Origin of the sequence: Neorhizobium huautlense, assembly GCF_002968575.1 — a bacterium.
GTDB classification, from domain to species: domain Bacteria; phylum Pseudomonadota; class Alphaproteobacteria; order Rhizobiales; family Rhizobiaceae; genus Neorhizobium; species Neorhizobium huautlense.
Genome location: NZ_PVBM01000002.1, coordinates 161,832 through 175,356, shown reverse-complemented (window position 1 = coordinate 175,356; position 13,525 = coordinate 161,832). Strand labels below are relative to the sequence as shown.

Below are 13,525 nucleotides of genomic sequence, written 5' to 3'. Positions count from 1 at the left end.
CAGAAAAGTGGCCGGCACCGCGAAGCGGCGCCGGCCTTTGGTATTACATCGTCTTGCCGGCGGCAAAGTCCTTGCGGACCTGTTCGCGCTGATCGTCCGGAGCAGCTACGAGACCGTATTCGGCCAGCGGGCCTTCAGGACCGACCATGTCGTCGGAGATGAAGTATTCCACATATTCCTTCAGGCCCGGGATAACGCCGAGATGCGCCTTCTTGACGTAGAAGAACAGCGGGCGGGAGACCGGATACTTGCCCGAAGAGATTGTTTCCGTGGACGGAACGATGCCATTGACGGTCGCGACCTTTAGCTTGTCGGCGTTGTTTTCGTAGAAAGCGAGACCAAAAACGCCGAGGCCAGTCTTGTTGGCGGAGATACGGGCCAGGGTTTCGGTGTAGTCGCCGTCGATGTCAACAGCCACGCCATCCTTGCGGACTGCAACGCACTTCGCAGTTGCCTGCTTGGCATCGGTGATGGCGGCCTTGATGACGTCCTGAGCGCCAGCGTCCTTGCAGCCGTGCGCCATGATCTTTTCTTCGAAGACTTCGCGGGTACCGTGCTTCGTGCCCGGGATATAGGCGGCGATCGGGCCCTTCGGCAGGGTCGGGTTGATTTCGGACCAGTTCTTATAAGGGTTGGCAACGAGCTTGCCGTCTACGACGACCTCTGCGGCAAGTGCCTTGTAAAGGTCCTTTGGCTCGACCTTCACGTCGCCGTTGCTGGAATCGACGGCGAAGACGATGCCGTCATAACCGATGCGGATTTCCTGGACATCTGCGACACCGGCTGCCTTGCAGGCCTCGATCTCGCTCTTGTTGATCGGGCGCGAGGAATTAGCGATGTCGATCGTAGCCTCGCCGACGCCCTTGCAGAATTCCTTCAGACCGGCGCCCGAACCGCCCGACTCGACGATCGGCGTCTTGAAGTCCGGGAAGGTTTCACCAAAGGTTTCAGCGACGATCTTTGCGTAGGGAAGAACGGTCGAGGAGCCAGCAACCTGAACCTGGTCGCGTGCGGCGGCAGCGCCGGCAAACGCAACAGAGGCCACCAGGGCTGCCGCAGAAAGTTTCATGATGTTCATGAGGAATCTCCCATTATGGGGCTTGTGTGAATACGGAGGTCACCGGCTCTCGCTCTCGCCGGCGTTCAGCCCGCTTGTCTTAACGGCTATTGCCCGTCTCTTTTATGTCAGTTCGGTGAAACATTTATGACATATTAAATAACTGAAATTAAACGATGAATCTCGTTCGTATCCTGGATGCGACTGGTTTTATGTCAAAACCTGACGGTGAACTCGCTTCCCTTGCCAACCTCGGACTTCACAATCAGCCGGGCGCGGTGGCGGGTGAGGATGTGTTTGACGATCGCAAGCCCCAGACCGGTGCCTTTCTTGGAGCGGCTGTCTGCCACGCTGACCCGATAAAACCGCTCTGTCAAACGCGGGACATGCTCGGCGGGGATGCCCGGCCCGCGGTCAACGACGCTTACCTCGACGGGCTCCGTGGGATCGTTCCGGACATAGACATCGACAACCTCGCCCTCCTGCCCGTATTTGCAGGCGTTCTCGATCAGGTTTTCAAAAACCTGCACAAGTTCGTCCCGGTCGCCCAGCACTTCGACCTTGCCCTCCGGCAGATGAGTGCGGATCTCCACGCCAAGATCTTCGGCAAGAGGCAGGAGTGCGTCTCGGACATGACCGATCAGCGGCTTCAGATCGACCGTCTGATCCGGTGCGATGTGTGATTTGAGCTCAAGGCGCGAAAGCGACATGAGATCATCGATCAGGCGGCTCATGCGCGTGGCCTGGTCGAACATGATCGCAAGGAAGCGTTCCTGGGCGGCAGGGTCGGATCGCGCCGGCCCCTGCAGGGTTTCGATGAAGCCACGCAGCGAAGCAAGCGGGGTGCGCAGCTCATGGCTGGCATTTGCCACGAAGTCCGAGCGCATTCGGTCGATCCGGCGCAATTCCGAGATGTCCTTGAACGACAGGAGGTAGAGTTTCTGCGGCGCCTGATCAGGCTGATCGCCTACCCGGCCAAAATCGATCGGAGCGATACGCAATGTGTAAACACGCTCGGACGGCAGCCGTTCGGAATGTTCGATCTGGTTCGGCTCATCGGTGGCGATCGTTTCGCGCACCATGTCGAGAATACCAGGCGAGCGGAGTCTCGCGGAAAGATGCGAACCGGCGGGCAGCGCTCCGAGAGCCTTTTCTGCCGCCTTGTTCTGAAAAAGAATGATGGCATCCTGGCCGAGCACCAATGCCGGCGTGTCCAACGCGGCCAAGGTTGCGGCCACCTGCGGCATCGGATCGAAGGCCGGTTCCACCTCAATCACCATCTGCCGCTCTGCTGCCGGAGCCTCGGCCGGCTTGCGGGCCACCACCACCAGCAACAGCAACAACCAGCCGGCAAGTACGCCCGGCCACTGCATTCCGGCAACGAGGGCAAGCGCGGCGACCAGCGTCAGGAGCAGCAGCAGGGGACGTTCCCGGCGTGCCCGCGCCGCGAACTCACCAAACCTGTCCCACCATTTCGTCTGTGCCGACTCCACGATCCGACTCGCTGTTTTGATATTGAACACGCGCACATATACCCCTTGCATGACAGATATACATCGCCCGCAGCGGTCGGCGCAAAAAACGATGGCCGCCCGATGGTGCCCGAACATTGAAGCTGCTCTACATATGGGGAAACCAGCACATCGGAGGGATAAACCATGGCGGATCCGACGGGGAACCGGGCAGTCAATCTGGAAATCGACGGCAAGCTCAGACGGTTCGACATAGATGATCCCGTTCTGCCGGACTGGATCGAGGACGTGTCGCTAGCCTCGGGCGGCTATCCCTATGACGACAAGATGGACAAGGACAAATACGAAAAGCAGCTTGAACAACTGCAGATCGAGCTCGTGAAAGTGCAGTTCTGGCTGAAGGCCACCGGAAAGCGGCTAATGGCATTGTTCGAAGGGCGGGACGCCGCCGGCAAAGGCGGCACCATCTTTTCGATCCATGCCTATCTCAATCCGCGCTCGGCCCGCGTCGTTGCTCTAAATAAACCGACGGAGACAGAGGCCGGGCAGTGGTATTTCCAGCGCTACGTCGCACATTTTCCGACGGCGGGAGAAATCGTCCTCTTCGACCGGTCCTGGTACAACCGGGCCGGAGTGGAACCGGTCATGGGCTTCTGCACGCCCCAACAATACGAGGATTTCCTAAAGGCAGTGCCGCGGTTCGAAGATACGATCCACGACGAGGGCATCATCTTCTTCAAATTCTGGCTGGATATCGGCCGCGAGATGCAGCTCAAGCGCTTCCACGACCGCCGGCACGATCCATTGAAGATCTGGAAACTCTCGCCGATGGACATCGCCGCGCTCGACAAGTGGCACGACTATACCAAAAAGCGTGACATCATGCTCGAAAAGACCCACACGCGGGAGACGCCCTGGACGATCCTGCTGGCCAACGACAAGCGCCGCGCCCGGCTCAATGTCATTCGCCACATGCTGCTGGCGCTCGATTACGAGGGCAAGGACAAGAGCGCCATTGGTGAGATCGACCACAAGATTCTCGGCCAGGGCCCGAAATTCCTGAAATAAGGACTATTGTCCCGGCAGGATGCGGACCGAATAAAGCAGTACGGGCAGATCAGGCCCGTCAAGACCGGCATTGATGACCAGGTGACCGGGGGCATTCGGCGCAAGCGAGCGCTCGAACGTGACGCGGAAGAGCGCCTCTAGCTTTTCCTGCGTGGCGGTAAAGCGATGACGGCTGCAGTTGCCGAGGCTTCCGAAGTCGCAACGTACCGACAGCTGCACGGAACGATCCTGCGCAGATTGCAACGTCAGCGCCACGGTCGAGCTTTTGCCGGCCATTTCGCGAAGCACTTCGGCCGGCACTTCGATTGAGACGTCGCCTCCCTCGCCAGTGGTCGTCGAGAGGATACGGACCGCCTGTCCCTCCGCTCCGGCCACGGCTTCGACGCGCGCCTGACCGGCGGGCTTCAGCTTCGCGATACCGGAAGGAACGAAAATTTCCACCCAATCGTCGGAAAAACCGTTGCGCGGATCGAAACCTCCTGCCTCCTGCCCGGTCTGCTGACGGCTCAGAGACTGATCGGCAACCTTCATTGCCTCCTCGATGAACGACTGGACCATTCCGGATTGGTAGAACCACCAGCAGGCGCCACCGACAACGCCTAGGGTGATCAACCACGTAAGAAGATGCGACAGGAAACTGCGGCGCTTGCGCGGTTTGGCGGCCCGCTCCGGCGGCACGTCCAGCCCTGTGCCTGAGGGTTCGGGCCGGCTTTTTCCGGCTTTTCCCGGCTTCGGCTCCTTGACCGGCGATCCAGCTTCAATGCGTTCATCACGATCGACGGCAATCCGGCCAAGATCACCTTCGCGCGTCACGAAAGTCTCCGGCGCGGATGTCGCAACGGGTGCGGCAACCGGCGCCACGGGCGAGGCCTCGGAGGTGACGGGGGCAACGTGGGGCGTTGAGAATGCGGCAGAGCGTGTTTCGCCACCGAGCGTCACGTCCGGCTCGAGCTCTGCCCGCTGCTGAGCTGCGACAACCACGGGCGGCGCAACCGGCTCGGAGGCGGGGATATAGGGAAGCTCGGTTTCGAGTTCGATCTCGGGCGGTGGCGCTGCCTCGGTCAGCCGACGCACTTCCTCCGTCTCGATCTGATGGATCTTGTCTTCCAGCAGCTCATGCTGCTGCATGATGATCAGCCGATCGGTCACGCCCTGCTTGCGAAGGCCGGCATCAAGCGCCTGCCGCGCCGACTGATAAATACGAACCCTGGTTTCTCGGTCCGCTCTGTTGGAGCGATCCAGCGCGTTCCTGATGGCCGTTTCCAAACCGCTCACTGCCGGTCCTTCTTCTACTCATTCCCCAATACGCGGGAGTTTACGTTTCGGTAACCTCTCTCACGCGGAACTGCAAGCGCCGCACACTGCTGAAAAATAAGGTCAGGTTATGTCTCATGCGCTCCCGGAAGAAATGAGCAACAAATGTTCCGAAATTTTTCCACCGGCTTTTCCTGCGCGACCCGATCTGCTAGACAGACTTACGTTTGCGTAAACGTCAATCGGAGGTTCTTTTCCGCATGCTTCCAGCAATCCTCAGGGACAGGCTGCGTCTGCCCGTGATCGCGTCACCACTTTTCATCATCTCTCATCCGGAACTGACGCTGGCGCAATGCAAGGCAGGTGTCATCGGCGCCTTTCCGGCGCTTAATGCGCGGCCGGAAAGCCAGCTCGACGAATGGCTCGCGATGATCACCGAGGATCTCGCCGCCTACGATGCCGCCAATCCTGAAAAGCCTTCCGCGCCCTTCGCCGTAAACCAGATCGTACACACGTCCAACAAGCGGCTGGAACATGACCTGATGATGTGCGTGAAATACAAGGTGCCCATCGTCATCTCGTCGCTTGGCGCCGTACCCGAGGTCAATGCGGCGGTGCATTCCTACGGCGGCATCGTGCTGCATGACATCATCAACAACCGGCACGCGAATTCGGCAATCCGTAAAGGCGCAGATGGATTGATCGCCGTTGCCGCAGGCGCCGGAGGCCATGCCGGAACGCTTTCGCCCTTTGCGCTTGTCCAGGAAATCCGTGAATGGTTCGACGGGCCTTTGTTGCTGGCCGGAGCGATCGCGACGGGCGGCGGCATTCTCGCAGCACAGGCAATGGGCGCCGACATGGCCTATATCGGTTCGCCCTTCATCGCCACTAAGGAGGCCCGCGCGGTCGACGCCTACAAGCAGATGATTGCCGATTCGAACGCCGCCGACATCGTCTATTCCAACTACTTCACCGGCGTTCACGGCAACTATCTGAAAGGCTCGATCAAGGCGATGGGCATGGATCCCGACGCTCTGCCGGTCGCCGATCCCACCAAGATGGATTTCGACCAGGCGGTGAGCGGACCGAAGGCCTGGAAGGAAATCTGGGGTGCCGGACAAGGCGTGGGCGCGGTGAAAGCAGTGGTTCCCGTCGCTGAGCTTGTCGATCGGCTCGAGCGGGAATACGAGGCGGCACGGAAGCGGCTCGCGCTTTGAGCGCGGGTTCCGGCCGCAGCCGACAGGAAAATCGCAGACCGGGTCAAATCACGGCTTGAAATTGCAGATCATTGCCTGTATCAGCCGCATCACTCGCAGCCCGGCCGAGCCGTCCGCTGCCCGTGCCGCTTTAGCTCAGTCGGTAGAGCACATCATTCGTAATGATGGGGTCACGTGTTCGAGTCACGTAAGCGGCACCATTTTCACACCATGTGACGGTTCAGAATGGACGGTAGGGCAAGTCCGCTTCTGCGATCAGCGCCGGATCAGGCGTATTGGACGGCAGAAGCTCGCCTTTTGCCCAGACACGTTTCAGATCATCGAGACCCATACCGGCGACATTGACGTCGATGTCCGTGGAGGTTCCGGGGACGCGGTACGGGCAATGCCGCTTCGAGCAGTTCGATGAAGACGAAAACTGCCAGAGAAAGTAGTTCGACCAGCTTCCCATCGGAAATACCTGGGCAACATCCGGCTTGTAGCGGGCGTACCAGATCGGAAGCCGGGACAACAGCTTGTAGTCGTTGCGCCGGGCCGCGATGTATCGGGCGACGCTGTGGTTCGTATAGAGAATGGGGTAGCGGCCGGTTCTCGCCTTCAGATGCCGCGCAAAAATTTCGGCATCCTCGAGCGACATGAACTTGTCGTCCAGGTCCTCAAGGTCGAGAACCATGAGATCCTTGTCGTCCGGCTCCGCATAATCGAGAAAATGATTTGCCTGGTCAATCGGATTTCCCGGCCGCGCAAGATGATAGGCGCCCCAGAGGAGGCCGGCGCCACGAGCGACGAGGCGACGCGTCTGGTAGAGTTCACGGCTCACCGCATACTTCCGCCACATCGTCTTGCAGTGCGCAACCGTATCGCCGCCATGTTTTCCGGTGCAGCTGTAGCTTTCCGGAAGCCCGTCGGAGGCCTTGTGGATGAAGCCGGCTATACGTTTGTCGGTGAGGAGTTTCCGCCAATCGATGACGTTGAGTTCGTAGGCGTCGATGACGAGAGGGGCATTGGTATCCCGCCACACCTGCTTTTGCCCGGCGAGCCCGTCGGCGGGGCTTACGAGGTTGAATGCGAGGGCGGCCAGCGCAGTGGCCAATCGGAAAATCCCCTTGTCCATTCGAGGAGAGTAAGTCCTTAACCTTAAGCGAGGCTTAATTTAGCGCATCCTTAATGATGGCCGGTTACGCCATTCTGGCCCCGCGGGATACCTCCGCTTGTTCCTTGACGACGGAAGCAGGTCGAAGGAATATCGCCCGCCGCCGGCCGTGGCGGTCCAAAGAAATTCCCGAGGAGAATTCATGTCGCTGGACCCTGACATCACCGAGACGCTCAAAAGCGTTTCCACCGCCACGCTCACCACGGTGCTTTTGAAGAAGGGGCTGCGAAACGTCTGGATGCGTGGCACCAAGCCGCTGAAGGCCGGCCAGGGCCGCGTCGTGGGCAAGGCTTTCACGCTGCGCTTCGTACCGGCACGCGAGGATCTCGCGACGCCGGAAAGCTGGTCTTCGCCGATCTCCACCCGCGCCGCGATTGAAGCCATGCCGGAAGGGTGCGTGGCCGTGGCCGACGCGCTCGGCGTGACCGATGCCGGTATTTTCGGCGACATCCTCTGCGCCCGCATGGCCAAGCGCGGCGTTGCAGGCCTGATTACCGACGGCGTGTTGCGCGATGCGGAAGGTGTTTTCGGCAGCGGCATGAAGGTCTGGTGCAATGGTATTGCCGCGCCGCCGTCGGTCGCCGGCCTCACCTTCGTCGGCTGGCAGGAGCCGATTTCCTGCGGTGGTGTTGCCGTGTTTCCGGACGACATCGTCGTCGTGGACGAGGACGGTGCCGTTCTGATTCCCGCAAAGCTTCTCGATGCGGTGCTGGCAGAAGCTCCGGAACAGGAGCGCATGGAAGCCTGGATCATGACCGAAGTCGATCGGGGCGTACCGCTGCCTGGTCTTTACCCCATGAATGCCGAAACCAAGGCCCGTTATCAGGCCTGGAAGGACAGCCAGAAATGACATTCAGCGTGGAATCCAAAGGCGTCTATGCAATTGCGACCACTCCGTTCCTGGAAAACGGGGCAATTGACTTCAACTCGGTCGACCGGTTGACCGACTTTTACCAGGAAAGCGGCTGCACCGGCATTACCATCCTCGGCATCATGGGCGAAGCGCCCAAGCTTGAGCCGGAGGAGAGCCGGGCAATCGTCAAACGCGTCGTCTCGCACGCCAAGGTACCGGTGATCGTCGGCGTCTCGGCACCGGGCTTTGCCGGCATGCGGTCCCTGGCGCGCGATTCCATGGAAATGGGAGCGGCAGGGGTGATGATCGCACCGCCGCCGTCGCTCCGCACCGACGACCAGATAGTTAATTACTTCGCCGGCGCCGTCGAAGCAGTCGGCGAAGACGTGCCCTGGGTGCTGCAGGATTACCCGCTGACGCTGACCGTCGTGATGTCGCCCGGCGTGATCGCGAAGATCATTTCCAACTATCCGTCCTGCCTGATGCTGAAGCACGAGGACTGGCCGGGGCTCGAAAAGATCTCCAGGCTCCGCACCCTGCAGAAGGCCGGCGAATTGCGGCCGTTCTCGATCCTCTGCGGTAATGGCGGCATGTTCCTCGATTTCGAACCCGAGCGCGGCGCCGACGGCGCAATGACCGGTTATGGTTTCCCGGACATGCTGACGGAACTCGTCGGCCTCTTTGCGGACGGGAAGCGGGACGAGGCCCACGACCTCTTCGACGCCCATCTGCCGCTGATCCGTTACGAACAGCAGTTGGGCGTCGGGCTTGCCGTGCGCAAGCATGTGCTGAAGCGGCGCGGCGTTATCGCCACGGACGTGCAGCGCAAGCCGGCGCAGATGCTGTCGGCCGCCGCGAAGGCGGAGGTGGACTACTTGCTTGGCCGGCTGGCGAAGCGGGACAAGCGGGCGGCGTTTTGAGATAGTCGCTTAACGCTGCCCCCTCACCCCGAAGGGCCGGATGAGGGGGTATCTTCGAGGTTCAGCCTAACATCAGGCGTCTAACCCGCTCCGCGATCGCCATGGAGGCCGTCAGGCCGGGGGATTCGATACCGTAAAGCGCGACATAGGCGGGATGGCCGGTTGCGTCCGGTCCCTGAATGATGAAATCGCCGCCGCCTCCCGCTTCCGGCCCCACCACTTTGGGCCGCATGCCGGAATAGGCCGGCTGCAGCGCGCCCTCCGCCAGATCCGGCCAGTAGCGGCGGATTGCAGCATAGAACCTGTCGGCTCGCCGAGGGTCGACGTCATAGTCGATCGTCTCCACCCACTCGACATCCGGACCGAACCTCACCTGTCCCGCCATATCGAGCGTGAGATGCACGCCAAGCCCGCCGGGCTCCGGAACGGGATAGATCAATCGTCCGGCGGGGGCCGTGGCCGCAAGTGAAAAATAGCAGCCTTTCGCGTAATGGCGCTCCGGCACCGTCGTTCGCTCAAGGCCGAGAATGCTTTCCGACACGGCCCAGGCGTTCAAGCCAGCGGCATTCACCACCAGCCTGGCCTCGACCTCGACCGGATCGCGCCCACCCACCCGGAGCCGCACGATACCGGGTAAAAGCTCTCCACCCAGCACGGGGGAATTCAGCACGATCGTGCCGCCGCGAGCCTCGATATCGCCAATATAGGCTTCCATCAGACGATGACTATCGATGATGCCTGTGGAAGGGGAGACGAGAGCTGCGAAGCCCGTGATCTGCGGCTCCAGCCGGGATAAATCCATGCCATCGATCAGGGAACAGTCCTCGACTCCGTTGGCATCTGCCTGCTTCAGAAGCTTTTCGAGATAGGCAACCTCCGGCTCGCTGGAGGCGACGATGAGCTTGCCGCATCGCTTGTGCGGAATATGCCGCTCCCTGCAATACTCGTAGAGCCGGCGTTTTCCGGCAACGCAGAGCTCGGCCTTGAGGCTGCCGGTCGGATAATAGAGACCGGCATGGAGCACTTCGCTGTTGCGGGAAGACGTTACGCTGCCGGTCATCGGCTCGGCTTCGAGAAGCACGACGTCGCGGCCGGCGATCGCCAGTTCACGCGCCACTGCAAGCCCCACCACGCCGCCGCCGATGACGACGCAATCGAGTTCCAGCACCTCCCGCATTCCCCTCTCCGCACTTTTGCCTTCCGGATGGCGGGCAGGATGATATACGAGAAATCGAATGCGGCCAGCGCTTTGGACGACGGGAGGATTTGATCCATGCGGGATTTCAGGCAATGCTGAAGGTGGTTCTTCTCGACCGCGACACGATCGGGCCATCCGTCGAGATTACCCGGCCTGCCTTTGCGCATGAGTGGGTGGAATACGGCAAAACGGCACCGGAGGACGTGCCCGCACGTATTGCCGATGCCGACATCGTCATCACCAACAAGGCGCCGGTCCGCGAGGGGGCTATCGACGGTGCGTCGAAGCTGAAGATGATTGCGGTGGCCGCCACCGGCTATGACGTGATCGATCTCGCCTTTGCCAAGGAACGCGGCATAATCGTTTCCAATGTGCGCGGCTACGCCGTCAATACCGTGCCCGAGCACACATTCGCGCTGATTTTTGCGCTGCGCCGCTCGATTGTCGGCTTCCGTCAGGACGTAATCGGCGGCGAATGGCAGCGCGCCAACCAGTTCTGCTTCTTCACGCATCCGATCCGCGACCTCGCGGGCTCGACGCTCGGCATTTTCGGGCGCGGCACGCTCGGCAAGTCCGTGGCGAAAATCGCTGACGCCTTCGGCATGAAGGCGGTTTTCGCAGCCCGCAAGGACGCAGAGACTGTCGAGCCCGGCTACACCGGCTTTGACGAGGTATTGGAGACCGCCGATATCATCAGCTTCCATATGCCGCTCACGCCGACGACCCGCAACCTGATCGGGATAGAGGAATTCCGCCGGATGAAACGGAAGCCGCTGATCATCAATACGGCGCGCGGCGGGCTGGTGAATGAAGCCGATCTGGTAACGGCACTCGACGAGGGGCTGATTGCCGGTGCCGGTTTCGACGTGCTGACAAAGGAGCCTCCCTTGCCGAACAATCCGCTGCTGACGATCCTCGACCGACCAAACGTCATCGTTACGCCGCATGTCGCTTGGGCGAGCGACGAGGCAATGCAGACGCTTTGGGCGCAAGTCGTCAGCCATCTAGAAAACTTCGAAAAGGGCAGTCCTACCAACGCGCTGTAACGCCGGAGGCACAATCGATGGATCAGAATGCGGCCGTCACTCGTCGCCCGCTTTCAGCCTGTTCGCTGGATGAAGCGGCCAAGGCCTTTACGGAAGGCTTCGTCGGCTATGTCGTGCCGGTCAGCGTCAGGCCGGAGGCCTTGGCACTTCGTATCGCCCGGGAGGATGTCGACGCTGACATCAGCGAAGTATTCTTCGACGGCGGCAGGCCCGCCGGCATTCTGCTCATTTCGAGGCGAGGCGACCGCTCGCGCATCAGTGCGCTCGGTGTTGGCCCGACCATCCGTTCCAGGGGATTCGGCCGGCGCGTCATGCAGGAGGCCATGAACGCCGCTCGAAGCCGCGGCGAAAGGCAGCTGATCCTCGAAGTCATCAATTCCAATACCAAGGCGTGCGATCTCTATCTGTCGCTCGGTTTTCAAATCACGCGGACGCTGATTGGCTTCAGCCGGGCTGCATCCCTTGCCGTACCGGATGTCGCTCCGGCCGAGGAATGCGATCTCGGGACAGCTGTCGACATGCTGTCGCGATTTTCGGATACCGATCCCACTTGGCAGACGGACCCCGCATCCTTTCGACAGGCAGGCCCGCCTCTCAGAGGAATGGCACTGGAAAGCCGGGCGGCTGCACTGATCGACGACAGCGGCGAGGACATACGCTTCTATGGCTTTGCAGTCGACCCGGCCCATCGCCGCCAGGGTGCCGGTCGCGCGCTGGCCGATGCACTCGCTGCCCGTTATCCCGGTCGCAAGCTCTACATCATCGAGAACGTGCCGGAAGGCCAACTCGACCTCTTCATGCGGCGCATCGGCTGGCACAAAAGCAGGCTGACACAATCCGAAATGTCGCTCGCTCTCTCCTAGTCGGAGATTTCTATCCAGGCCGGCGCGTGATCGCTGGCATGATCCCTGCCGCGGACATGGCGGTCGACGCCGGCATGTTCCAGCCGGCCGGCGATCGAAGGGCTGAGCAGCAGGTGATCAAGCCGGAGACCGGCATCGCGACCCCAGGCATTCCGGAAATAGTCCCAGAAGGTATAGATGCGCTCATCCGGATGGAGACTGCGAAGCCCGTCCGTCCAACCCTGATCTAGAAGCTCGATAAAAACATCCCGCACCTCCTGACGAAACAACGCGTCGTCGCGCCATCGTTCTGGCGCATAGACGTCAAGGTCGGTCGGAATGATGTTGTAGTCACCCGCGAGAACAACGGGAGCGCCTGTATCCAGCAGAGCTCGGGCATGGATCAGGAAGCGCTGATACCAGGCGAGCTTGTAGTCGAATTTAAGTCCGGGCGCCGGATTGCCGTTGGGCGCATAGAGGCATGCGATCAACACGCCCCCGACAGCCGCTTCGATATAGCGGCTGTGCTCATCGCCCATATTCTCGGGAAGGCCACGCCGCGTCTCTATCGGATCGGTGTCGTGAGCGAGAATGGCGACGCCGTTCCAGCTCTTCTGACCATGCCAGATGGCGCCGTATCCGGCCTTCTCGATGGCGGAAAGTGGAAACTTCTGCTGCGGCGCCTTCAATTCCTGCAGGCATACGACATCCGGCCGCGCCTCCTCAAGCCAATCGAGAAGGATATCCAGGCGCCCGTTGACGCCGTTCACATTGAAGGTCGCGATCTTCACCGGACACAGTCAGCGCGGACGGTCGCCCCTATCGCCCTCGCCCACCTTTGTCTTCGTCTTGGCGCTTTCGCGGACATCCTGAGCCAGCGAGCGCCCGACGTCGTCGGATTCCTTGAAGCGGCCGTTGTCATCACGTCGGACATAGCGCTTGTCCGTGCCCATATCGATCAGTTCCCGTTTTGCCATTACCAGTCTCCCTATTTGAAGTCTGACACAACGCAGAACCTCGCTTTTGGATGCAAAATCGGGAACAATTCAAAACAACACGGATGCTTTAGCGAAAGATTCAGGACTATCGGCAAAGGATAGCCGCAGTAAAAACCAATGTGTCTTCGGTCCCGGCGGCTCGAAGGGACATGGTGTGGCTTTTTGAAGGGGCTGTTCGATGACTGAACGTTTCACAGGTACCGTGCGCGAGTTTATTGCCGAGAACTTCCTCTTTCGCGCGGACGCCGATATTTCCAACAGCCAGTCTTTGCTCGATACCGGCGTGATCGACTCCACAGGCGTGCTGGAGCTGATCGCCTTCCTCGAAAGCACCTATGGCATTACGGTGGCTGATGAGGAAATCATTCCGGAAAATCTCGACAGCGTCGACAACATGACGAAGTACCTCGCAAGCAAGCTTCCTGTCGCTGCCTGACACACCGAAAA

At 60.5% G+C, this 13,525-nt stretch carries 14 protein-coding genes and 1 tRNA gene; 8 read left to right on the top strand and 7 right to left on the bottom strand.

The annotated features are described in order from the left end of the window. Nucleotides 1–43 precede the first annotated feature (43 nt). Complete coding sequence (locus C5L12_RS02970) at nucleotides 44–1,078, bottom strand: substrate-binding domain-containing protein (RefSeq protein WP_105370531.1); 1,035 nt, start codon at nucleotides 1,076–1,078, stop codon at nucleotides 44–46. Nucleotides 1,079–1,272: 194 nt separating this feature from the next. Next, nucleotides 1,273–2,601, bottom strand: coding sequence for a phosphate regulon sensor histidine kinase PhoR (phoR, locus tag C5L12_RS02965; protein WP_105370530.1), 1,329 nt, complete (start codon nucleotides 2,599–2,601; stop codon nucleotides 1,273–1,275). A 114-nt stretch (nucleotides 2,602–2,715) separates the two neighbouring features. Between phoR and ppk2 the strand changes: the two genes are divergently transcribed. Next, nucleotides 2,716–3,597 carry a polyphosphate kinase 2 gene (gene ppk2 / locus C5L12_RS02960; RefSeq protein ID WP_105370529.1) on the top strand — a complete coding sequence of 294 codons (882 nt, stop codon included), beginning with the start codon at nucleotides 2,716–2,718 and terminating at the stop codon, nucleotides 3,595–3,597. A gap of 3 nt (nucleotides 3,598–3,600) precedes the next feature. On the opposite strand, the gene C5L12_RS02955 is transcribed toward ppk2, so the two are convergent. Further along, nucleotides 3,601–4,872 carry a hypothetical protein gene (locus C5L12_RS02955; RefSeq protein WP_105370528.1) on the bottom strand — a complete coding sequence of 424 codons (1,272 nt, stop codon included), beginning with the start codon at nucleotides 4,870–4,872 and terminating at the stop codon, nucleotides 3,601–3,603. A 239-nt stretch (nucleotides 4,873–5,111) separates the two neighbouring features. Between C5L12_RS02955 and C5L12_RS02950 the strand changes: the two genes are divergently transcribed. After that, entirely contained in the window at nucleotides 5,112–6,068 is a 957-nt protein-coding gene (locus C5L12_RS02950; RefSeq protein WP_105370527.1) for an NAD(P)H-dependent flavin oxidoreductase, read from the top strand. Between the two features lie 124 nt (nucleotides 6,069–6,192). Beyond that, nucleotides 6,193–6,268: transfer RNA gene (locus C5L12_RS02945), tRNA-Thr, on the top strand. Between the two features lie 20 nt (nucleotides 6,269–6,288). Here C5L12_RS02945 and C5L12_RS02940 read toward each other — a convergent pair. After that, nucleotides 6,289–7,182, bottom strand: a complete 894-nt coding sequence (locus C5L12_RS02940; RefSeq protein WP_105370526.1) for a glycoside hydrolase family 25 protein — start codon at nucleotides 7,180–7,182, stop codon at nucleotides 6,289–6,291. A gap of 181 nt (nucleotides 7,183–7,363) precedes the next feature. Here C5L12_RS02940 and C5L12_RS02935 point away from each other — a divergent pair, with 181 nt between their 5' ends. Continuing rightward, nucleotides 7,364–8,071 (top strand): ribonuclease activity regulator RraA, encoded by a 708-nt coding sequence (locus C5L12_RS02935; RefSeq protein ID WP_105370525.1) that lies wholly within the window; start codon nucleotides 7,364–7,366, stop codon nucleotides 8,069–8,071. Next, nucleotides 8,068–8,994, top strand: coding sequence for a dihydrodipicolinate synthase family protein (locus C5L12_RS02930; RefSeq protein WP_105370524.1), 927 nt, complete (start codon nucleotides 8,068–8,070; stop codon nucleotides 8,992–8,994). The genes C5L12_RS02935 and C5L12_RS02930 overlap by 4 nt, the downstream gene beginning before the upstream one ends. Before the next feature lie 61 nt (nucleotides 8,995–9,055). On the opposite strand, the gene C5L12_RS02925 is transcribed toward C5L12_RS02930, so the two are convergent. After that, nucleotides 9,056–10,171 carry an NAD(P)/FAD-dependent oxidoreductase gene (locus C5L12_RS02925; protein ID WP_105370523.1) on the bottom strand — a complete coding sequence of 372 codons (1,116 nt, stop codon included), beginning with the start codon at nucleotides 10,169–10,171 and terminating at the stop codon, nucleotides 9,056–9,058. Between the two features lie 113 nt (nucleotides 10,172–10,284). Between C5L12_RS02925 and C5L12_RS02920 the strand changes: the two genes are divergently transcribed. Both C5L12_RS02920 and C5L12_RS02915 read left to right on the top strand, forming a co-directional pair. Continuing rightward, nucleotides 10,285–11,238 (top strand): D-2-hydroxyacid dehydrogenase, encoded by a 954-nt coding sequence (locus C5L12_RS02920; protein ID WP_170109040.1) that lies wholly within the window; start codon nucleotides 10,285–10,287, stop codon nucleotides 11,236–11,238. Between the two features lie 17 nt (nucleotides 11,239–11,255). Further along, nucleotides 11,256–12,101: a GNAT family N-acetyltransferase gene (locus C5L12_RS02915; RefSeq protein WP_105370522.1), complete on the top strand. Its 846-nt coding sequence runs from the start codon at nucleotides 11,256–11,258 to the stop codon at nucleotides 12,099–12,101. Here C5L12_RS02915 and xth read toward each other — a convergent pair. Beyond that, complete coding sequence (gene xth / locus C5L12_RS02910) at nucleotides 12,098–12,871, bottom strand: exodeoxyribonuclease III (RefSeq protein WP_105370521.1); 774 nt, start codon at nucleotides 12,869–12,871, stop codon at nucleotides 12,098–12,100. The genes C5L12_RS02915 and xth overlap by 4 nt on opposite strands. A gap of 9 nt (nucleotides 12,872–12,880) precedes the next feature. Further along, a complete protein-coding gene (locus C5L12_RS28340) occupies nucleotides 12,881–13,057 on the bottom strand; it encodes a hypothetical protein (RefSeq protein ID WP_170109039.1) in 177 nt (58 codons plus the stop codon). A 199-nt stretch (nucleotides 13,058–13,256) separates the two neighbouring features. Here C5L12_RS28340 and C5L12_RS02905 point away from each other — a divergent pair, with 199 nt between their 5' ends. Continuing rightward, entirely contained in the window at nucleotides 13,257–13,514 is a 258-nt protein-coding gene (locus C5L12_RS02905; RefSeq protein ID WP_105370520.1) for an acyl carrier protein, read from the top strand. Nucleotides 13,515–13,525 lie beyond the last annotated feature (11 nt).

Coding starts and splice junctions, on each gene's coding strand:
- C5L12_RS02950 (WP_105370527.1), top strand. CDS start 5,112: ATGCTTCCAGCAATCCTCAGGGACAGGCTGCGTCTGCCCGTGATCGCG.
- C5L12_RS02970 (WP_105370531.1), bottom strand. CDS start 1,078: ATGAACATCATGAAACTTTCTGCGGCAGCCCTGGTGGCCTCTGTTGCG.
- ppk2 (WP_105370529.1), top strand. CDS start 2,716: ATGGCGGATCCGACGGGGAACCGGGCAGTCAATCTGGAAATCGACGGC.
- C5L12_RS02925 (WP_105370523.1), bottom strand. CDS start 10,171: ATGCGGGAGGTGCTGGAACTCGATTGCGTCGTCATCGGCGGCGGCGTG.
- C5L12_RS28340 (WP_170109039.1), bottom strand. CDS start 13,057: ATGGCAAAACGGGAACTGATCGATATGGGCACGGACAAGCGCTATGTC.
- C5L12_RS02905 (WP_105370520.1), top strand. CDS start 13,257: ATGACTGAACGTTTCACAGGTACCGTGCGCGAGTTTATTGCCGAGAAC.
- C5L12_RS02940 (WP_105370526.1), bottom strand. CDS start 7,182: ATGGACAAGGGGATTTTCCGATTGGCCACTGCGCTGGCCGCCCTCGCA.
- C5L12_RS02920 (WP_170109040.1), top strand. CDS start 10,285: ATGCTGAAGGTGGTTCTTCTCGACCGCGACACGATCGGGCCATCCGTC.
- C5L12_RS02930 (WP_105370524.1), top strand. CDS start 8,068: ATGACATTCAGCGTGGAATCCAAAGGCGTCTATGCAATTGCGACCACT.
- C5L12_RS02935 (WP_105370525.1), top strand. CDS start 7,364: ATGTCGCTGGACCCTGACATCACCGAGACGCTCAAAAGCGTTTCCACC.
- C5L12_RS02915 (WP_105370522.1), top strand. CDS start 11,256: ATGGATCAGAATGCGGCCGTCACTCGTCGCCCGCTTTCAGCCTGTTCG.
- phoR (WP_105370530.1), bottom strand. CDS start 2,601: ATGCAAGGGGTATATGTGCGCGTGTTCAATATCAAAACAGCGAGTCGG.